This window comes from Rhodopseudomonas rhenobacensis (genome assembly GCF_014203125.1).
Classification (GTDB): domain Bacteria; phylum Pseudomonadota; class Alphaproteobacteria; order Rhizobiales; family Xanthobacteraceae; genus Rhodopseudomonas_A; species Rhodopseudomonas_A rhenobacensis.
Genome location: NZ_JACHIH010000005.1, coordinates 126,008 through 144,792 on the forward strand (window position 1 = coordinate 126,008; position 18,785 = coordinate 144,792).

The following is an 18,785-nucleotide window of genomic DNA, read 5'->3' on the forward strand; positions in this document are numbered from 1 at the left end:
TGCACCCATGCCGAAATCAGACGACCTTTCGCTATCGCGTCGCGATCTTTTGATCGTCGCGGGCGCATCCTTGGCGGCGACCACCGCGGCGGGCTCGGCCGAAGCACAGATCACGAGTTCCGCGGCATCTGTTCCGACGGCTCCCGCTTCGAAAGTCTCGCTTAAGGTCAACGGCGCGCTGCGCAACCTCGAGCTCGACACGCGGACCACGTTGCTCGACGCGCTGCGCGAGCATCTGCAACTGACGGGCACCAAGAAGGGCTGCGACCACGGTCAGTGCGGGGCCTGCACGGTGATCGTCGACGGGCAACTGCACCGGCGCGGCCGCGAATGCGCCTGCGAAATCGCCGACGGCCGTGTCGGACTGGTCGTCGCCGCGACCGGGCGGCTTGGCAGCACCGTCCCGTCCGGTTGCCAGATCGAACGCCCCTTTGGTTTCGCTATACGCGACTCGGATCAGGTTCGCGGCGGCGCGCGCCTGCTCGAACGTCTCGGCAACCACCACCGCTACGGCCTGGTGATAGTGCTCAATCTCCGGCCCGCCGAGCAGCTTCGCCGTATTGTAACTGCCCTTGCCGATTTGCCGGCGTTGTCGGCCGTTACGATCGCCAGCACGCCCGGGGCGGCCTGCGCCTGGGCCAGATCCATCGACGTGTCGCCAGGGAGCCGATGGAAATCGGCGATCGCGATCGCGCGCGTCCTGGCGTCCGGACCGACGGTTTCCACCGTCGCATCGAGCGCGCGCATCGCGACCGCCATGTCGCTTGGATGGGTGGCGATGCAGGCTTCGCTGGCGCCGATCACCGCGAGCGAACGCGCGACGCCGCCGATCGCCGAGCAGCCGCTGCCCGGCGTGCGCTTGTTGCACGGCTGATTGGTGTCGTAGAAATAAGGGCACCGCGTCCGCTGCAGCAGGTTGCCGGCGGTGGTGGCTTTGTTGCGCAACTGGCCGGATGCGCCCGCCAGCAGCGCACGCGACAACAACCCGTAATCGCGACGCACCCGCTCATCTGCTGCCAGCGCGGTGTTGCGTACCAGTGCGCCGATCCGCAAACCGCCCTCGGCGGTCGGTTCGATCTTGTCGAGGCCGAGGCCGTTGACGTCGATCAGATGCGCCGACGTCTCGATCTCCAGCTTCGTCAGGTCGAGCAAGTTGGTTCCGCCGGCGATGAATTTCGCGCTACCCGTCGTGCTGCCGGCGGTCGCCGCCGCGGCGGGCGAATTCACTTTTTCGTAGGTGAAGGATTTCATGCCGGCCTCCCTGCGACTTCGGTGACCGCTTCGACGATGTTCGAGTAGGCCCCGCGGCGACAGATATTGCCGCTCATACGCTCGCGCAGTTCGGCCGCGCTGAATTCCGGCGCCGTCGTCAGGCTGCCGCTGACGTGACTCGGCACGCCGGACTTGATTTCATCGAGCACCGCGACCGCGGAGCAGATCTGGCCAGGCGTGCAGTAGCCGCATTGGTAGCCGTCGTGCTTGATGAAGGCGGCCTGCATCGGGTGCAGGTTCTCCGGGGTCCCGAGGCCCTCGATCGTGGTAACGCTGCTGCCTTCGTGCATCACCGCAAGCGTCAGGCAGGAATTGATCCGCTACGCATCGGCCCGCGACGATTCAACGGATTCGCATGGGCGCGACCCGTGACGGCAAGATCACCGCGATCGGCCACGAAAGCTGGTCGGGCAATCTGCCGGACGGCAAGCCCGAGACGGCGGTTCAGCAGACTCGTCTGCTCTATGCCGGCGAGCATCGCATGACGGCGCTTCGCCTCGCCGTGCTGGATTTGCCGGAAGGCAACGCCATGCGGGCGCCCGGCGAAGCGCCGGGCATGATGGCGCTGGAGATCGCGATGGACGAGATGGCGGAGCGTTTGGGGCTCGATCCGATCGAATTCCGCGCCCGCAACGACACGCAGGTGGACCCGGAAAAGCCGAATCGGCCGTTCTCCCAGCGACAATTGGTCGAGTGCATGCGGGTCGGCGCCGAGCGCTTCGGATGGCGTGCGCGCAACCCGCAGCCCGGCCAGCAGCGCGACGGCCGATGGCTGGTCGGCGTCGGCATGGCGGCGGCATTTCGAAATAACATCTTGATGAAATCAGGCGCGCGGGTTCGGCTGGATAGTCGCGGAATCGTGACGGTCGAGACCGACATGACCGATATCGGGACCGGCAGCTACACCATCATCGCACAGACGGCCGCCGAGATGATGGGATTGCCGCTCGAGAGCGTCGTCGTGCGTCTCGGAGACTCGACGTTTCCGGTCTCGGCCGGCTCGGGCGGGCAGTTCGGCGCCAACAATTCGACGTCGGGGGTCTACGCGGCCTGCGTCAAGCTGCGCGAGACGGTTGCCCAGAAGCTCGGCTTCAACTCGGCCGATGTCGCGTTCTCCGACGGTCGGGTGTCGTCGGGCAACCGCAGCGTTCCGCTGCGGCAGGCCGCGTCGGACGGCGAACTCGTCGCCGAGGATGCGATCGAATACGGCGAACTGGCGAAGACTCATCAGCAATCGACCTTCGGCGCGCATTTCGTCGAACTCGGCGTCGATGTTGCAACCGCCGAGACCCGCGTTCGTCGAATGCTCGCCGTCTGCGCCGCCGGGCGTATCCTGAATCCGAAGACGGCACGCAGCCAAGTGATCGGCGCCATGACCATGGGCGTTGGTGCCGCCTTGATGGAGGAACTTGCCGTGGACAAACGCGCAGGCTTCTTCGTCAATCACGATCCAGCCGGCTACGAAGTGCCGGTCCATGCCGACATTCCGCATCAGGACACGATCTTCCTGGATGAGACCGATCCGATGTCCTCGCCGATGAAGGCGAAGGGCATCGGCGAACTCGGCCTCTGCGGTGTCGCCGCGGCGTTGGCCAATGCGATCTACAACGCCACTGGCATTCGGGTGCGAGACTATCCGGTCACGCTGGATAAGCTGCTCGACCGCATGCCGGAGGTGGGGTGAACCTGCGACAGTTCGCTACGCCGCTCGACCGCCGCGCTTCGCGAGTTTCGCATGCGAAGCCGGCGGAGGGGCGGGGCAGCCATGAGCGATTGATGAATGCTCGACATAAGTTCATGCAATGGAACGGGCCTAGTCGATTGACGCCCACCACCCTAGCTAATTTTGATCGAGTTCCTGCGCAGAGATTTCATGAACCAGTTGTCCCGTTTCGCTTTCACAGTCGTCCTGATCGCGGCCGCAACCTCATCAAATGCCCAGCAGTCCCCACCGCCATCGCCCCCTGCCGTTGGCGTTGCGCGGGCGGAGCGCAAGCCGATCACCGAGAGTTCGGAATTCCTGGGGCGCGTCCAGGCGGTCAGTCGCGTCGAGATCCAGCCTCGCGTGACCGCGTTCCTGACCAAGCGGGCATTTACGGAAGGCGCCGAGGTGAAGCAGGGCGACTTGCTTTACTTGCTCGAGCAGGATCCGTTCAAAGCCGATGTGCAGGCCCGGCAGGCTTCGGTCGCGCAGTTCGAGGCGCAGTTGAAGAATGCCGAGCTTGCGCTTAACCGCGCCGAGCAGCTGCTGAAGACATCCGCGGGCACGGTCGCGACCGCCGACAACGCCCAGGCCGCCCAGCTGTCGACGCAGGCCCAGGTGGCCGCCGCCCAGGCGCAGCTTCGGCAGTCCGAGATCAACCTTGCCTATACGGAAATTCGCTCGCCGATCGACGGCAAGATCGGCCGGACCTCGGTGACCGAAGGCAACGTCGTCAGCCCCAGTTCTGGAACGCTGACCACGGTCGTCAGTCAGGACCCGATGTATGTGCTGTTTCCCGTCCCGACGCGCACCGCTCTGGAGGTGCGCGAGAAGCTCGCGCAGAGCGAGGGCTTCGACGCCCTGAAGGTGCGGATCAGACTTCCCAACGGCGATATCTATCAGCAGACCGGCAAGCTCGACTTCATCAACAACAGCGTCACCGGCAACACCGACACGCTGCAATTACGCGCCGTCATTCCGAATCCGGCCATGGCGCCCGAACAGGCCAATCGAGAAGCGCATCGTGCGCTGGTCGACGCCGAGCTCGTCACCGTGCTGCTCGAAGGCGCGGAGCCGATCAGCCGGCTCACCATCCCGCGCGCGGCACTGTTGACGGACCAGGGCGGCGACTACGTCTTCGTGGTCGATAAAGACAACAAGGCGACCCGACGGGGCATCACGCTGGATCCGTCGGCGACGCCGGCGCTCGCCGTGGTCGCCGATGGCCTGCAGGACGGCGAGCAGGTGATCGTCGAGGGCCTGCAGCGCGTGCGCAACGGCGCGGTGGTCTCGCCGGCGGCGATGACGCCAAGTCCCACCACCGTCGGACAGAAATAATCCATGATCTCATCCGTCTTCGTTGATCGGCCGAGGCTAGCCGTCGTCATCGCCATCGTCATGACCATCGCCGGCGCGCTGGCCATGATGCAGATGCCGGTCGCCCAGTTTCCCAACATCGTGCCGCCTCAGGTCCAGGTCTCGGCGAATTTTCCCGGCGCCTCGGCGGCGGTGGTCGAAAGCGCCGTCGCGCAGCCTCTGGAGGCGCAGATTGTCGGCGTCGACAAGATGCTGTACATGAAGTCGACCAGCGCCAACGACGGCAGCTACCGGCTGACGATCAGCTTTGCGCTCGGAACCAATGCCGACGTCAATACGGTCAACGTCAACAACCGGGTGCAGACCGCACTGCCGCAGCTGCCGCAGGAAATCCAGCGCCAGGGCATCACGGTCCGCAAGCAATCCTCGGCCATCCTGCAATTCATCGGCTTCTCCAGCGAGAAGCACGATTCGCTGTTCATCGCCAACTACATCACCATCAACGTCCTCGACGAGATTTCGCGGATTCCGGGCGTCGGACAGGCGCAGCTGTTTGCCCGGCTGCGCTATTCGATGCGGATCTGGTACGACGTGCAGCGTCTGATCAGTCTCAACGTGTCGCCGTCGGACGTCGCCGCCGCCGTGGAGGCGCAGAACGTCCAGGCGCCGACCGGACGGATCGGCGCGCCGCCGGTCGAGGACGATCAGCAGTTCCAGATGAACGTGCAGACGCAAGGCCGCCTGACCACGCCCGAGCAATTTGGCGAGATCGTGCTGCGCGCCAATCCCGACGGATCGATGTTGCGGGTGCGCGATGTCGCCCGCGTCGAGCTCGGCGCGCAGAACAACGACATCGACAGCCGCCTCAACGGCAAGCCGACGGTGGCGGCGGCGATCTATCTGGCGCCCGACGCCAACGCCGTCACGACCGCGGCCCTGGTCAACGCCAAGCTGGAGCAGCTCAGCAAGCGCTTTCCCGAGGGCATGACGTCCAAGGTCGTCAACGACACCACGACGTTCGTGACCGATACGATGACCGAGGTTGCGTACACCTTGGCCGAAGCCTTCGTCCTGGTGGTGATCGTGGTTTTCCTGTTCCTGGGCAATCTGCGCGCCACCATCATTCCGACCATCGCCGTGCCGGTCAGCCTGATCGGCACCTTCGTCATCCTGCTGTCGATGGGTTATTCGGCCAACACCGTCTCGTTGCTGGCCATGGTGCTGGCGATCGGCGTGGTAGTCGACGATGCGATCGTCGTCGTCGAGAATGTCGAGCGCGTGATGGAGGCGGAGCCGGATCTCAGCCCCGCGGACGCGACCAAGAAGGCGATGGCGCAGATCACCGCGCCGATCATCGCGATCACGCTGGTACTGCTGTCGGTGTTCGTGCCGATCGCCTTCATCCCGGGGCTGTCCGGTCAACTGTTCCGGCAGTTCGCGGTCACGATCAGTGCCGCGATGCTGATTTCGGCAGTCAACGCGCTGACGCTGTCGCCGGCGCTGTGCGCGATCTTCCTGCGCCACGAAGGACAGCGCCACGGCATCATGGCCAGCCTGCACAACGGCATCGAGAAGACCCAGAACGGCTACGCTTCGATCGTTCGGCGCCTCGTTCGGGTGTCGAGCGTGTCGCTGGTCATCATTGCCGGCTGCGGCGTCGGCATTTTCGGCCTCGCCAGGATCACCCCGACCAGCTTCCTGCCCGAGGAGGATCAAGGCGCGTTCTTCGTCTCGGTGCAACTGCCGGACGGCGCGTCGCTGGCGCGCACCAGCGAGGCGGTCCGAAGCGTCGAGAAAATCGTCGGCGACATGCCGCAGGTCCGCGACGTGTTCACCGTGCTCGGCTATTCGCTGCTGGATTCGGCGTCGGAGTCCAACGCCGCGTTCGTCTTCGCCAAGCTGAAACCGTTTGCCGATCGGCGCGCAGCGTCGGACTCGGTGCAGGCGCTGATCGCAAAGACCGCGCGGGAGGGCTCGCAGATCAGAACCGCCATGGTGCAGCCGTTCAACCTGCCGCCGATCATCGGCCTGTCCACCAGCGGCGGCTTTGAGTATCAGCTGGAGGCGCTCGAAGGACAAGGCGCGGTCGCGCTCGGCAGCACGATGCAGGGACTGGTCGCGGCGGCCAATGGCGACGACCGGATGGCGCGGGTGTTCTCGACCTACACCACCACCAACCCGTCGCTCTACCTGAACATCTACCGCGCCAAGGCCCAGGCACTCGGCCTCGGCATGAACGACATCTTCTCGGCGCTGCAGGCCACGCTCGGTGGCTTGTACACCAACGACTTCAATCTCTACGGCCGCACCTGGCAGGTCAACATCCAGGGCGAGGCGAGCAATCGGCGCGACATCGAAGCGCTGTGGCAGATCCAGATCCGCAACCGCGACGGCGAGATGGTGCCGCTGCGATCGATTGCCGAGGTATCGACCGTGTTGGGTCCGCAGGTGATCACGCGCTACAACAACTACCGGTCGGTCACCGTCAATGGCAGTCCGGCCGCGGGAGCGTCGTCCGGCGCCGCGCTGGCGGCGATGCAGGACGTATCGAGCAAGACGCTGCCGCAATCCTATTCCTTCGAATGGACCGGCTCGGCCTATCAGGAGCAGCAGGCCTCGGGACAGACCGGAATCATTCTCGCGCTGGCGGTGCTGTTCGCGTTCCTGTTCCTGGTCGGGCTCTATGAAAGCTGGATCATCCCGATCCCGGTGCTGCTGTCGGTGGCGGTCGGCGTGTTGACGGCTTTCGTCGGCATTCTGGTCGCCGGGCTGACGCTCGATCTCTACGCCCAGATCGGTCTCGTCGTTCTGATTGCGCTCGCGGCGAAGAATGGCATCCTGATCGTCGAATTCGCCAAGGAGCAGCGCGAGGCCGGCAGCAGCATCGAGGAAGCCGCCATCGCCGGCGCGCGGATGAGATTCCGCGCGGTGATGATGACCTCGATCGCCTTCATCCTCGGGCTGGCGCCGTTGGTGGTGGCGCATGGTGCGGCGCAGATCAGCCGCCGCGGGGTCGGCACCTCGGTGTTCGCCGGCATGATCGGCGCCAGCTTGCTCGGCATCTTCGTGATCCCGATGCTCTACGTCGTGTTCCAACGGCTGCGCGAGAGGAAATGGCGGCGCAACACCGCGCAGCTGGCGCCGGCCGAACCTGGACAGGATCGATCGTGACCGCGTCCGACGTTGATGTCTGCAAGCGACGCATTGTATGATTGAGCGCCAAGTGCGAGATGCGAAGCTTCGCGTCTCTTGCGTGATGGGCAACGTCCGGCGGACGGACGGCTTTGCGGTCGTCGAAGATTTCCCGGCAGGATACGGTTGCTAGAAAGGCCGCTGCCGAGAGGCTATCATTCGGTTTCTGGCTGTTCGAGATCGCCCGTAATAAACCCGGTATGCCCGAAGCGCCGCACCACCTGGCGACGGCCCGTCATGGCGCTAGCGATATCGGCCGAGCGGCCGAGCGTCGCGTCGGCGTTTCTGACGCGTTGTTCCGGTTGGCGATCGAGTGCTGGCGCTCCATCACGCTGGTCCGCCGAAGTGGACAAAGCGGTGGTGGCCGACCTCGGCGCTGAACAACTTGGCGTTCCTTTCGCTCAGCAACTGCGCGATGCCGGCGCCGTGCACCTGGATCTGCCAATCCAGCCGATTTGAGGCCGGCTCTGCCATGGTGTCGATGACGTGAATAGCGGCCTCAAACTCGGCGATCTCGGGCGTATGGATGGCGTAGCCGTTGCCACGCCAAGCCGTCACGGAGAGGCCAAGCCGTTCGCAGATGGCGATTTTGGCCGCTGCATCGACCACGTTTGCGGTCCTGGCCGCCTCTATCAGTTGCGCGAGCGTGTTGTCCGATCGGTGGCCCGCAGCAGCCTCCTCGGGGGCAACCCAGGCTTCAGGCGGGCAATCCTTCTGCTCCGTTCGAAATGCGACGAACGGGTTCATCTCAAACGGATAGATTCGACAGACGGCCGGCCTCTGCTCGTAGATGTTGCAGAAGTGGTTCTCTCCCAGTTGCGGGCATGTCGGGATCGCATCGGCGGCGAACGCCGCGATGAGATAAATGTCGAGATCGCCGGACCGTGCCTGCGCGCCGCGATTCGCGTCGTAGATGTATTGGCGCGGATCCGAAGCGTGCTGCTGCCGTGCGAAGGCCTCGAGCAGGATTGCGACGCGATGGCCGCGGTGGAGCCATGCTCGGGTCTCGCCGAGGGAGAGAGGGACGTAGCGCCCCTTGCAGCAACCGCCGCAAATGGAGCACCTGAAGTCGATCTGTTGCTGGTCCAGCATTGGCATGGCCGATCTCGATCGGGCCGGACGCGGAGATGATGTCGCTGCGGCCGCATGCCTACGATAGCTTCCTTCCGCCATCCTGATTAGCCGTGTGAAACAACTTGGGCCTATGAATCGCTGTCATGAATCGAGCGTCAGGGTATCTGGTGTGTCAATCGGCATCGGATCGGGCCCCGAATCGGCGCCCAGAACTTAACCCCTCCGTTCAACGGGACGTGCCCAATCTGAGCGGCGACCTGTCCGCCCGGACACGACCGGGGTCCAGATCATATAATGACGACATCTCCAAGCTATTTGAATGACACTGGGGTTGCACGACGGGGCAGCCCTCGACTCGCGCCGCGGCGACGTCATGGCGATCGCGCCGCGCGGCGACAGCGTTGGTGCTTCCCCGCTGACTATCGCCGATCTACGCGGACCGATCCGAAGGTCGGCATCCGTCAAGAAACAAGTCGACTGCAGCTCTCACTTGCTCGCGGAGCTCTTGTTCCGGCTTAGCGGTCTTGCCCGTGAGGATCAGTGCACGGGTCGGACCATCCACCACCGAAAACAGGAACTGCTGCGCCAGAAAGCGAGAATCTGCCGTTGTTATCTGGCCTTCGCGCATAGCATTGGAGAATATCCCGGCGATCAGACCCCGAGCGTGGGTCGCGCTCTCCTGGTAGGCGAGGGCAAGTTGCCGAAATTGATACGCCTCTGACGAGATGAGCCGATCGATCGCAATGGCCGCCGGCGATAGCGCGCGCTTTGAAAGCTCGACGCCGATCCTCACCAGCGTCGGCTCGATCGGGCCGGCTCTATCAGGTTGGCCGGGGCTCGCCAAGAAGAGGTCGTTCATCCGCTTCCGGATCACGGCGGCAAACAATGCCTCTTTGGAGTCGAAGCGCGCGTAAAAGGTCTGCTTCGATATGCCGGCCTTTGCAGCGATAAGGTCGACAGTCGTCGCTTCAAAACTTGTCTCAGAGAACAGGCGCGTCGCCACGACCACGATGTGGTCGGTGATCTGCCCGGCCTGCTCTTTGGTCGGCCGCCCGCTGCGTCGTCTAACAACCTTGTTCGGCTTGGCCTTGGTGACATTCATTCAGATCTTCTCCAGATCGTCCACGACTGTGGGGCGATCGGTCCTGCACTCACTCTGCGGATACTTTGCATATCGGCTTGCCGACGGCCACGAAAGAGTGTAATAGTACGACGTAGTCTGATTAATGGCCTGCAAAAACCTCGCTGCCGAGCATGGGCGCGGCAAGAGAAGAATGAGGCGAAGATGTTGATGTTCCGAAGGATTATGTGCGCGGCTCTTGCCGCCGGCTGGGTAGCTGCTGCAAGTCCCGGCATTGCCGCGACTCCCGTCGATCCGAGCGGGACTTGGCTTACGGAAGACGGTCGCGCGCGGATTCGAATCGAGCGCTGCGGACCGAAGCTGGAGCATATTTGTGGCTACATCGTCTGGATGAGGGCGCCCGTCGGCGCCAAACGTGAACAACTTTTGGATCAGCAGAATCCTGATGTCACAAAACGATCCCGGCCTCTTCTTGGTCACCAACTGATCATGGGTCTTGCACCAAGCCCGGACGGCGTTTTCATCGGACAGATCTACAACGCGGAAAATGGCAAGTCTTACGAGATCTCGCTCTGGCGAGAGACGAGGGATTTGAAAGTGAAGGGCTGTCTGCTCTCGGTCCTCTGCTCCACTCAGACGTGGAGTCAAACCGTGGATGCTCTTCCGGGTCAGTTGGTTGGGATGACGGGGGATTTCAACGGCCCCAAGCCCGATGCAGAATGGACGCGGCCGGTCGCGAAGCCACCATCGTCCGCAAAGATCGTCAAAGTGGTCAAGTAGCGCTGCACGGCGCCTTACGTTTTCGTGTCGGCTGGCTGGTCGCTTCAACACGTTTGCACTTACCAGAACAGGAGATCGAAATGGATGCCCGTGCGTCGATGAATCGCCTGTCAATTCTGGTGCAGAGCTTGACTTTGGCGGGATGGGCAAGCATTGGGCCGGTTCCATATTCAGCGATGGCTTCGTCGTCGTATTTGGCGCCGAATCCGTCCGATTCGTCTGGGCACATACCGTATCTCTATTCCACCCCAGTGGACTGGCGCTCCTACAACAAGGCCATCATTGAACCTGTCGTAATATACCGCGGTCCGGATCAGCAGTTCGCCGATATGTCCGAGGAGGACAAGATTTCGCTCGCGAGTTATATGCAGACTCGGTTTGTGGAAAAACTGGGACGGCGTTTCACGCTTGTGAACCAGCGAGGATCCAACACAGTTCGCGTGAGACTGACGTTGACAGGAGCGGTCACCAACACCCCCGTGCTCGGCACGCTGTCGCGGTTCGATGTTGCCGGCGGAGTTTACAACGGTGCGCAAGCCGCACGCGACGAAGAGGGATCGATGACCGGATCGGTGTACGCCGTAGAGGTCTTCGATGCCGCAACCTCCCGCCTGCTCAGTGCCTTCGTGAGTAAGCAATATCCCAACCCGCTCAACATCAAGGCAAGCGTGGGCGCATTGCCTGCGGCCGAGGCCGGGCTTGACAAGGGGGCTGAGACGCTTGTGGCACAGCTCAGGTGATCCCGGGCAGCAAATTTGGGTCGTTGCTGCGTTGGTACGGACAGCTGTTAACCTGGGTCCAGCGCCTATCGGCTTACAGGACGCTGTCGGCTGGTTCGGAAAAAGATCCGCAAAAAATCAATGAGAGTCAGGTGGCCAGGGAGCTGCATCTCCGGCAAATCGTGCGGTGGATCGCCGAAAGGGCGACGGCGCTGGACAATGGATCCGGCTTCCTTGATGAGCTCTGCACGAAATTGCGCGCCGAGGGGCTGCCGCTCTGGCGAGTAAGTGTCGTCGTCCCCGCAATCGACCCCTCCGTGCGCGGCTTCAGCATCGACTGGCAACGCGAGCGCGGCACCTCGCTGCTTTCTGTTGCATATGGCGATGGGATTATCGACGCCTTCGAGCGTAGTCCCGTTTATGCCCTTCTCGCGGAGGGGCGGACTTTTGCCCGGTGGCGTCTTAATGACAAGCTGTGCCCGACACGCCCGATTCCCGCGCTCGTCGATCTGCACGCAGAGGGCGGCACGGACTATGTCCTGCATCTCATTTGGTTTGCGCCGGGAACCGCGCTAAAGGGCGTCGCGGTCTCGTTTGCGACCGATGCCCCTTCGGGTTTCAATGACCAGGACGTTGCCATGGTGGCTGAAGTGCTTCCATCGCTCGGGCTCGCCATGTGCAAATTTAGCTTGTCACGTACTTTGCATGAAACTCTCGGAATCTATCTCGGTTCCGAAACGAGTTCACGCGTGCTCAATGGGAATATCCGGAGAGGCGAGGGCGAGACGGTCGCCGCCGCAATCCTGTTGGCCGATTTCCGCGCGTTTACGGCGCTGGCAGATCGCGATGATCCGGTAAAGGTTGTTGGTTGGCTCGACGAGCATTTCGATGCCGTCGGCGAGCCAATCGCCAGATGCGGTGGCGAGATCCTAAAATTCACCGGCGACGGATTCCTGGGCATTTTTCGCGTGCAGGAACCCGAAAACCAATCATCCACGATTTGTGGAATGGCGCTGGATGCGGCAGTGCAGGCTCTGTCGCTTAATCATGCGTTGAACGATCGGCGTCGGTCGACGGGCTTACCGGAATTGGAAGTCGACCTTGTCCTGCACTTTGGCGACGTAGTCTATGGTAATGTCGGAGCAAGTCGTCGGCTTGACTTCACAGTCATCGGTCGGGCCGTGAATGAGGCAAGCCGCATTGAGGAGTTGTGCGATCGTGTGTGTCGTTCGATCTTGGTGTCCGACACTTTCGCCGAACGCTGTGGACGTCCACTCGAACTCATTGGTTCGTTTGTCCTGCGAGGATTGGAGCGAAAGCAACAGATCTGGGCGCCATTGGGCTAGATAACGCAGGTCCAGATCAACTGAAGTGTCAAGATCGTTTTGCCCAGAAATCGGCAGCCGCAGTCGGTTCTAAAGGGCTCCGCTCACTTCACTGGATTGAATTCCGCAATGATCCAGCGGCACGGCTTCGGCAACGGTGAATCGCCCACAGCTTTGCGTCGATAATCAAAGCAAGGTGTCAATCGGCATCGGATCGGGACCCCGGATCGGCGCCCAATCCACGCCGCAACACACCGGAGTGGACGGTTCAGGTCAAGCACCTCGGCTGACTGGATGATGTCGAGGCCGGACCTGTGTTGCAAGCGCGATCCACGGGACGGATGAAGCAGCTCTGACCACAACGGATTGGTCTGAGCCTGCGGCAGAGTATGCTCGTTCTTGTCGCTGTTTATTTGAAAGTCAGATAACTACCAGCAGTGAGTGTCGGTTTCGGTGGTTGCGCCTCCCCGCAACCAGTCCCCCCCTAGCCTCTAGAGGCTAGGCCGCCTCTCAGAAATCCTGAGAAGGGCGGCTAATTGGTCGTAAAGTTCTATCTCCGCGGGTTTGTAGGGTCCGTGCAGATGAATGACGACCTTTTCAACAATCTCCCGAATCGCTTCGTTCGCCGCCACCGGCCTGTCCCGTCTGATGCGGCGAGGCGCTTTTGAGGTTTCGCATCTTCTCTCGGTTAGCTTTCGCTGCATTGGGGTGAAATTCGACGACCGCAGGGGCGACGTCGGCGATGGCCGCCTCGATCTGGTCGCGTTCGGCCTCCGGCGCGGCCAGGCGGTCTCGCAAAGCCCGGCTCGGAGTGTCGGCCAGAAGCACGTCAACCGCCCTGGAAATCGCGCCGTTGACGTCGCTTCGACTTGTAGACGTAAAGTGCGCGATCAATCCGGAGTGTCGAACAGGCCGTCTGATCGAGATCTTCCATTCGCCCCGCACCTTATCGACAAGCTCACGCTTGCGGCCAGGCCTCAGAGCTATTTTGAGAGCACATCCTGCAGCATGGCTTTGTCCAGTGACAGGTCGGCGACAATCTGCTTCAGCTTGCTGATCTCTTCCTCGAGTTGACGCAGTCGCTTCATCTCCGATGGCATCAGCCCCGCATACTTCTTCCGCCAGTTATAGAACGTCGCCTCGCTGATCCCGGCCTTGCGGCAAACCTCTGTGACTGCCGAGCCATCTTCCGCCTGCTTCAAAACGAATGCGATGCGGCCATGGCTGGTTGTTCCATCATGGCGTAGCAGCGTTGCTCGGCTTCCGGCGGCGGCATGTTGCCGATAGGTTCGAGGAGCCTTCGGCTGTTTAACCAGTCGCCCCATTCCAAGGTGGCGAAATCGACGGCTTCGAAGCTGCGCTATGGCCCGCGCCGATGGATCACCTCGGCTTTGTTGAGGCCCTTGATGGTCTCGGCGAGAGCATTGTCGTAGGAATCTCCAGCGCTGCCGACAGAAAGTTCGATGCCCGCTTCGGCCAGGCGCTCGGTGTACTTGATCGAGTGGTATTGGCTGCCCCGATCACTCTTCAGGTTGCAGCGCCAGGGCGGCGGTGTACCCATTGGTCGGCTCGAAGCACATCAATGAGAGTCGAGAGGATCCAGGGGCGCGTCGCACTGTCGGTGCGGCTAGATCCATGATGCCGATTTCCACGGCTCGCGGGTCCAGTTGGAAGCCGGTCCCGATTGCTTTGAGGCACGCTTCCTTGCATGTCCAAATTCGGTAGAACGCTTCGCTTGAGAGATCATATCGCCTCAATTCTCTCCGCTCCTGCGTGGTGAATGCGACCTCTGCAATCTGCTCTTGATCCGGTATCGGCAGCACCGCCTCCACGTCCACGCCGATCCGCCCACAGCCGCTCGTGACGGTAATCAGCGCGACGTCGCGCGAATGGCTCATGCTGAAGTCAACTTCCGCTCCTGCGACGAACGGACGGCCCATGGAAGAAGACCGCAGGTCGACCTCGTCGGGTCGACAGCCGAGACGGGCGGCAATTACCGTTCTCAGAAGAACCCGTCGCCACACGAAACGAGAGCGCAGGAACGGGAGCTCGAATACTCCCGCACGTGTCCGTTCCTCGATGCTCAGAATGCTCATTTCAGCGAGCGACGGCGCGGGAGGCCCGATCTGCGCGAGGTACACCTGCGTATCGCCGGGGAAAATGGCAGTCACCTCGACGACACGTTCCCACATCGCAGTTGTGCCCCACACCGGAAGTTGTTGCGGCTTAGTCGTTCAGTGATGTGATCACTGCGACATCCTGCAGTCGGTAATACCTTCGACGGAAGTCTACAATTAGTAGTTGCCAAAACGATACGATATGTTATTTTTTGATCAGGTCGTCGTTCAAGACGCGAGACGTTCATGGCATCGCATTCGTAGCAGCCTGGGTCGTTCTATTTCCCGGAAGCTGTCTTCCAGCGGTGCTCAACGGAAACGTCGACATTATCAAGCTTTCGGGCGGTATTTTTCGTCCGCAACAACAAAGACCACATACGGATCGACATTCAAAGGCGCGCAAAGCGCGTAGGTAATCTGTTCCGCGAAAGAGCTCGCGGGTGCCTGCGCTGCGTTAGGCTCGTCAGTACGCTCTCCGCTTCTGTCGCTCCGACAAACAACTCCCCTATCAGGCGCCCGATGTTTTGGGGCGGGGCGCTTACGACGCTTGGGTCCGCAACGAGAGGTCACTCAGAGGAGCGCAAAATGACCGTCGATCACTTGGCAGCCGCACTTCAGTCAGCAGCAGGGCCGGCGTCGACAACCGACACCAAGGCAGGCGCGGCACCAGCCGATGTTCTGATCGTCGCGACGGTGTTGACGAGCAGCGAGGCCATTCACCTCGTCGATCTCAACGGGGCGCAGTACGAGATTGCCGCCGGGGATGTAATCGACATTGAGTATCCGGCGCTCGGTCCGGTCGCCGCGGAGGCGCCGCCTCCCGAGAGCGAGCAGCCGCCTGCGAAAGAACAGGTCGACACCGAGCCGACGGAGGAACGCGCTGACAAGCCGGCGTCGACGCAGGAGCCTCGATTGGCGTTCATCAAGATCAATCCGAATGCGGTTCTCACGCGGCGGATCGAGGTCCCGGCCGTTCTGGTCGCGGCGGCCGGCACTTGGCTCACCGTCGTTCCCAGCACGGATCAGGCGGCCTGAGCGGCCCGGACGTGCACTAAACCTATCCCCTGATTCAACGCGCGCAGGCGGACCGATCTGGTCACGCCTGCTGCTGAGAACGGCTGCGCCTGCGAATGATGCGCCGGGCCTGTCGCCATTGCGCGGCGTTCCGGCGGCAGGTCGAGAGAGATTGGGTCGAGAGAGACGAGAGAGACGAGAGAGACTGTCGTGAGCAAAATAGTCGAGAGTCGAAAATTCGTCAGTAGTTGAAGTCTCGCGAGCGAAAGTGTCGAAAGTTGAACTGCCCAGAGTAACCGAGCAAGCGCCAGCGCCCGAGGAAATGCCGATGAGCATTCGCGATTCGATCGTCGTCTATATCGAAGAGATTTCATCCGAACGCGGATTCGACCATGCCAGCAACCTGTTTGAAAGCGGCGTGCTGACGTCGCTCGACGTGCTGTCGTTGGTGGCGTTTATCGAAGAGACGTTCGGCTTGGAAATCACCGGCGATGAGATCGACATGGCCAGTTTCGGCACCGTCGATGGTCTGGTGAACCTGGTCCTCACTCTTCAGGCGAACACCGCTCACGCCGCCGCCGCGCGTTCACATGGGTAGCCCACCTGGAATGATCCCGGTTCATGACATGTTGCGCCGGACTGCGCGCGACCGCCCCGACAAGGAGGCGATTGCCTGGCATGGCGGGCGCATCAACTATGCGACGCTCGACGAGATGTCGAGCCAAATCGCGACATTCCTTAAAGACGCCGGCGTTGAGCGCGGTATGCGCGTCGCGATCTACTCCGCGAAATGCGTCGAGGAGGTCGCGGTGATCTTCGCCATCATGAAGCTCGGCGCGGTCCTGGTCCATGTCAACCCGGCGTTCCGCGACGACAAGCTCCGTCACGTGCTGGCGGAGTGCGAGCCCGCTGCGTTGTTTTTTCATCCGCGCAAGCGCGGAGCGGTCGCGCGCGCCGCCCGGGCCTCGGCACTGCCGCCGCTGCTGATCCGGCTGGGCGCCGACGGCCCGGTGGTCGCCGCCGACCCGGATGCGGGTTGCGTCGCGGCGATCGAACTCTCGACAATCCTGCACGATCTCGCTGCGGCCGGCGAGACCTTCGCCGACGTTTCCAGCGCCGCTGACGATCTTGCGGCGATCATCTACACCTCCGGCACCACGGCGTCCGCAAAGGGCATCATGGTCACCCACGGGATCCTGTCGCAGGCGACGCTGGTCTCTGCGCAACTGCTCGGCAACGTCGCCGACGACCGCCTGATCAGCTTGACGCCGTTCTCGTTCGACGGCGCGTTGAGCCAGCTCTTTACCATGACGTTGGTCGGCGGGACGCTGGTTCTACAGGACTCGCTGTTTCCGAAGGATGTGCTGGCGACGCTCACCGCCGAGCGGATCACCGGCGTTCATGCGGTTCCCTCGTTCTGGCGCATGATGCAAGACCGCTACCCCGCCTTCGCCGACGCGGCGCTGCCTTGCCTGCGCTACCTGTCATTGATCGGGGAGAGTTTTCCCGAGGCCGACCTGCTTCGGCTCAAGCGCACGCTGGCGTCGACGGATTTCTACATGATGTACGGAACCACCGAGGCGTTCCGATCGACCTGTCTTGCTCCGGCGGAGTTCTTTACCAAGCTCGGCTCGGCCGGCCGGCCGCTGTCCGGCGTGACCATCAGCATCGTCGACGAGCACGGACAGCCCTGTCCCCCAGGCACCGTCGGAGAAATCGTGCATGCGGGCGCGTTCGTGTCGCCCGGGTATTGGAAGCGTGCGACATCCACGACGTTCCGGGACGGTCGCGTCTACACCGGCGACCTCGGCACGCTCGATGCGGACGGCTATCTGCGCTTCGTCGGCCGCAAGGACACCATGGTGAAGCGGCTCGGCTATCAGCTCTATCCCGAGGACGTCGAGGCCTGCCTGCAAGCGCTCGACGGGGTCGCGCTGGCCGCGGTGACCTGCCGTCCCGACCCCAGCGGCGCGCAGGCGTTGCGCGCCTTCATCGTGTGCCGACGCGGCGCGACACTCGGCGAGACCGCGGTGGCGCAACACTGCCGGCGGCATTTGCCTTACTACATGGTCCCGGACGACGTCGTCTTTGTCGACAGCCTGCCGACGACGGGCAACAGCAAGATCGACCGCGGCCGCCTGAGGATGGAGCAGGTGTGATGCGTCGGTGCAACGTATGCGTGCTTCCCGAGACCTTCCCTGGCATCACCATCGACCAGGACGGCGTCTGCTCGCTGTGCCGCGATTTCTCCGCCGCAGAGCCGCCGGGGCCGTCCGCCCGCCTCACCGAGGCGCTATCGAACATCATCGCGGACGCCAAGCGACAGAACCATCGCTACGACGCCGTGGTGGCGTTCAGCGGCGGCAAGGACAGCTCCTATCTTCTGCATCTGCTGGCATCGCGGTTCGGTCTCAGGCTGCTGGCGGTGACGTTCGACAACGGTTTTATCTCGGCGGCCTGCCTCACCAACATGCGCAACGTGGTCTCCGCGCTGGCGATCGACCACATCATCGTGCGGCACCGCCAGGATCATATGAATGCGCTGTTCCTGGAGAGCGCGCTGGCGCGGGTCTATCCGGACCACCTGACCAAGTTCGGCAGCAGCGTCTGCATCTCGTGCATCCGCGTCGTCATCACCACGATGCTGCGCGTCGCGATCGAGAAGAATGTCCCGTTGGTGATGCTCGGCAACACGCCAGGTCAGGTGCTCGCCTCGGATCAGGAACTGATCTTCAAGGACAACGTCATTCCCCATCCGCTGCGGCGGCAGCTGTTCGCGCGGCTGGCGGAGCGCACCGGATCGTGGGCGTATGATTATCTGATGCTGTCCGCCGACGAGTACAAAACCCGCCCGTTTCCGACGATCGTCAGTCCGCTGCCGATCGTCGGCTACGACGAGGACGAGATCTACCGCGTTCTCGCCGAGCTCGGCTGGTCGAAGCCCACCGACGTCGATCCAAGCTCGACCAATTGCCGGCTGAACGCGTTCGGCATCGTCCGGCACAAGAACCTGTATCAATTCCATCCCTATGATTACGAGATGAGCCGGCTGGTCAGGCTCGGCATCCTGTCCCGCGAGGCGGCGCTCAACAAGCTGAACGATCCGAGCGGCACCGTCATCGATCTGGCTTCGGAAATCGAAAGGGATCTGCTGTGCCGCTCCTGCGATAATTGCCGGCCGAGGGCTTAGCG

13 protein-coding genes and 7 pseudogenes are annotated in these 18,785 nt (G+C 62.5%); 11 read left to right on the forward strand and 9 right to left on the reverse strand.

Going from position 1 to position 18,785, the window contains the following annotated elements; genetic code table 11:
• Positions 1 to 7: 7 nt before the first annotated feature.
• Positions 8 to 307: pseudogene (locus HNR60_RS06910) on the forward strand (2Fe-2S iron-sulfur cluster-binding protein); the annotation flags it as partial.
• Here the strand turns inward: HNR60_RS06910 and HNR60_RS24090 are convergent.
• The 3 pseudogenes from HNR60_RS24090 to HNR60_RS06920 all read right to left on the reverse strand — a co-directional run.
• A pseudogene (locus HNR60_RS24090) lies at positions 308 to 651 on the reverse strand (xanthine dehydrogenase family protein molybdopterin-binding subunit); the annotation flags it as partial. It abuts the pseudogene before it with no gap.
• Positions 652 to 1,251, reverse strand: a pseudogene (locus HNR60_RS06915) (FAD binding domain-containing protein); the annotation flags it as partial.
• A pseudogene (locus HNR60_RS06920) lies at positions 1,248 to 1,592 on the reverse strand (2Fe-2S iron-sulfur cluster-binding protein); the annotation flags it as partial. The pseudogenes HNR60_RS06915 and HNR60_RS06920, both read right to left, overlap by 4 nt.
• Between HNR60_RS06920 and HNR60_RS06925 the strand changes: the two are divergent.
• From HNR60_RS06925 to HNR60_RS06935, 3 genes and pseudogenes are all read left to right on the forward strand, one after another.
• Positions 1,589 to 2,956, forward strand: a pseudogene (locus HNR60_RS06925) (molybdopterin cofactor-binding domain-containing protein); the annotation flags it as partial. The pseudogenes HNR60_RS06920 and HNR60_RS06925 overlap by 4 nt on opposite strands.
• A gap of 189 nt (positions 2,957 to 3,145) precedes the next feature.
• Positions 3,146 to 4,312 (forward strand): efflux RND transporter periplasmic adaptor subunit, encoded by a 1,167-nt coding sequence (locus HNR60_RS06930; protein WP_184255759.1) that lies wholly within the window; start codon positions 3,146 to 3,148, stop codon positions 4,310 to 4,312.
• Positions 4,313 to 4,315: 3 nt separating this feature from the next.
• Positions 4,316 to 7,462, forward strand: a complete 3,147-nt coding sequence (locus tag HNR60_RS06935; RefSeq protein ID WP_184255761.1) for an efflux RND transporter permease subunit — start codon at positions 4,316 to 4,318, stop codon at positions 7,460 to 7,462.
• A 348-nt stretch (positions 7,463 to 7,810) separates the two neighbouring features.
• Here the strand turns inward: HNR60_RS06935 and HNR60_RS06940 are convergent, their stop codons facing one another.
• On the reverse strand, positions 7,811 to 8,581 hold the full coding sequence (locus tag HNR60_RS06940; protein ID WP_184255763.1) for a YkgJ family cysteine cluster protein: 771 nt from the start codon (positions 8,579 to 8,581) through the stop codon (positions 7,811 to 7,813).
• Between the two features lie 406 nt (positions 8,582 to 8,987).
• Entirely contained in the window at positions 8,988 to 9,659 is a 672-nt protein-coding gene (locus tag HNR60_RS06945) for a TetR/AcrR family transcriptional regulator (protein WP_184255765.1), read from the reverse strand.
• A gap of 183 nt (positions 9,660 to 9,842) precedes the next feature.
• Between HNR60_RS06945 and HNR60_RS06950 the strand changes: the two genes are divergently transcribed.
• From HNR60_RS06950 to HNR60_RS06960, 3 genes are all read left to right on the forward strand, one after another.
• On the forward strand, positions 9,843 to 10,418 hold the full coding sequence (locus tag HNR60_RS06950; RefSeq protein ID WP_184255767.1) for a DUF2147 domain-containing protein: 576 nt from the start codon (positions 9,843 to 9,845) through the stop codon (positions 10,416 to 10,418).
• Between the two features lie 98 nt (positions 10,419 to 10,516).
• Entirely contained in the window at positions 10,517 to 11,158 is a 642-nt protein-coding gene (locus HNR60_RS06955) for a DUF3313 domain-containing protein (protein ID WP_430694886.1), read from the forward strand.
• Positions 11,155 to 12,483, forward strand: a complete 1,329-nt coding sequence (locus tag HNR60_RS06960; RefSeq protein WP_347339316.1) for an adenylate/guanylate cyclase domain-containing protein — start codon at positions 11,155 to 11,157, stop codon at positions 12,481 to 12,483. The genes HNR60_RS06955 and HNR60_RS06960 overlap by 4 nt, the downstream gene beginning before the upstream one ends.
• A gap of 576 nt (positions 12,484 to 13,059) precedes the next feature.
• Here the strand turns inward: HNR60_RS06960 and HNR60_RS06965 are convergent.
• The 4 genes and pseudogenes from HNR60_RS06965 to HNR60_RS24385 all read right to left on the reverse strand — a co-directional run bounded on the left by HNR60_RS06965 (position 13,060) and on the right by HNR60_RS24385 (position 14,654).
• Entirely contained in the window at positions 13,060 to 13,356 is a 297-nt protein-coding gene (locus HNR60_RS06965) for a hypothetical protein (protein ID WP_184255811.1), read from the reverse strand.
• Positions 13,322 to 13,712, reverse strand: a pseudogene (locus HNR60_RS06970) (transposase); the annotation flags it as partial. The pseudogene HNR60_RS06970 and the gene HNR60_RS06965, both read right to left, overlap by 35 nt.
• Positions 13,661 to 13,987, reverse strand: a pseudogene (locus HNR60_RS06975) (transposase domain-containing protein); the annotation flags it as partial. The pseudogenes HNR60_RS06975 and HNR60_RS06970, both read right to left, overlap by 52 nt.
• Positions 13,983 to 14,654, reverse strand: coding sequence for a 4'-phosphopantetheinyl transferase superfamily protein (locus tag HNR60_RS24385; RefSeq protein ID WP_184255769.1), 672 nt, complete (start codon positions 14,652 to 14,654; stop codon positions 13,983 to 13,985). The gene HNR60_RS24385 and the pseudogene HNR60_RS06975, both read right to left, overlap by 5 nt.
• 510 nt (positions 14,655 to 15,164) lie before the next feature.
• Between HNR60_RS24385 and HNR60_RS06985 the strand changes: the two genes are divergently transcribed.
• From HNR60_RS06985 to HNR60_RS07000, 4 genes are all read left to right on the forward strand, one after another.
• The gene (locus HNR60_RS06985) at positions 15,165 to 15,614 is read left to right on the forward strand and encodes a hypothetical protein (RefSeq protein WP_184255771.1); all 450 of its coding nucleotides are present in this window, start codon (positions 15,165 to 15,167) and stop codon (positions 15,612 to 15,614) included.
• Positions 15,615 to 15,921: 307 nt separating this feature from the next.
• A complete protein-coding gene (locus HNR60_RS06990; protein WP_011472503.1) occupies positions 15,922 to 16,191 on the forward strand; it encodes an acyl carrier protein in 270 nt (89 codons plus the stop codon).
• A 28-nt stretch (positions 16,192 to 16,219) separates the two neighbouring features.
• Positions 16,220 to 17,752 (forward strand): class I adenylate-forming enzyme family protein, encoded by a 1,533-nt coding sequence (locus tag HNR60_RS06995; RefSeq protein WP_184255773.1) that lies wholly within the window; start codon positions 16,220 to 16,222, stop codon positions 17,750 to 17,752.
• Complete coding sequence (locus HNR60_RS07000; protein ID WP_184255775.1) at positions 17,752 to 18,783, forward strand: adenine nucleotide alpha hydrolase family protein; 1,032 nt, start codon at positions 17,752 to 17,754, stop codon at positions 18,781 to 18,783. The genes HNR60_RS06995 and HNR60_RS07000 overlap by 1 nt, the downstream gene beginning before the upstream one ends.
• Positions 18,784 to 18,785: the final 2 nt, after the last annotated feature.

Excerpts from the sequence above, each read along its gene's own strand:
- HNR60_RS06930 (WP_184255759.1), top strand. The coding sequence starts at position 3,146 with ATGAACCAGTTGTCCCGTTTCGCTTTCACAGTCGTCCTGATCGCGGCC.
- HNR60_RS06935 (WP_184255761.1), top strand. The coding sequence starts at position 4,316 with ATGATCTCATCCGTCTTCGTTGATCGGCCGAGGCTAGCCGTCGTCATC.
- HNR60_RS06940 (WP_184255763.1), bottom strand. The coding sequence starts at position 8,581 with ATGCCAATGCTGGACCAGCAACAGATCGACTTCAGGTGCTCCATTTGC.
- HNR60_RS06945 (WP_184255765.1), bottom strand. The coding sequence starts at position 9,659 with ATGAATGTCACCAAGGCCAAGCCGAACAAGGTTGTTAGACGACGCAGC.
- HNR60_RS06950 (WP_184255767.1), top strand. The coding sequence starts at position 9,843 with ATGTTGATGTTCCGAAGGATTATGTGCGCGGCTCTTGCCGCCGGCTGG.
- HNR60_RS06955 (WP_430694886.1), top strand. The coding sequence starts at position 10,517 with ATGAATCGCCTGTCAATTCTGGTGCAGAGCTTGACTTTGGCGGGATGG.
- HNR60_RS24385 (WP_184255769.1), bottom strand. The coding sequence starts at position 14,654 with ATGTGGGAACGTGTCGTCGAGGTGACTGCCATTTTCCCCGGCGATACG.
- HNR60_RS06985 (WP_184255771.1), top strand. The coding sequence starts at position 15,165 with ATGACCGTCGATCACTTGGCAGCCGCACTTCAGTCAGCAGCAGGGCCG.
- HNR60_RS06990 (WP_011472503.1), top strand. The coding sequence starts at position 15,922 with ATGAGCATTCGCGATTCGATCGTCGTCTATATCGAAGAGATTTCATCC.
- HNR60_RS06995 (WP_184255773.1), top strand. The coding sequence starts at position 16,220 with ATGTTGCGCCGGACTGCGCGCGACCGCCCCGACAAGGAGGCGATTGCC.
- HNR60_RS07000 (WP_184255775.1), top strand. The coding sequence starts at position 17,752 with ATGCGTCGGTGCAACGTATGCGTGCTTCCCGAGACCTTCCCTGGCATC.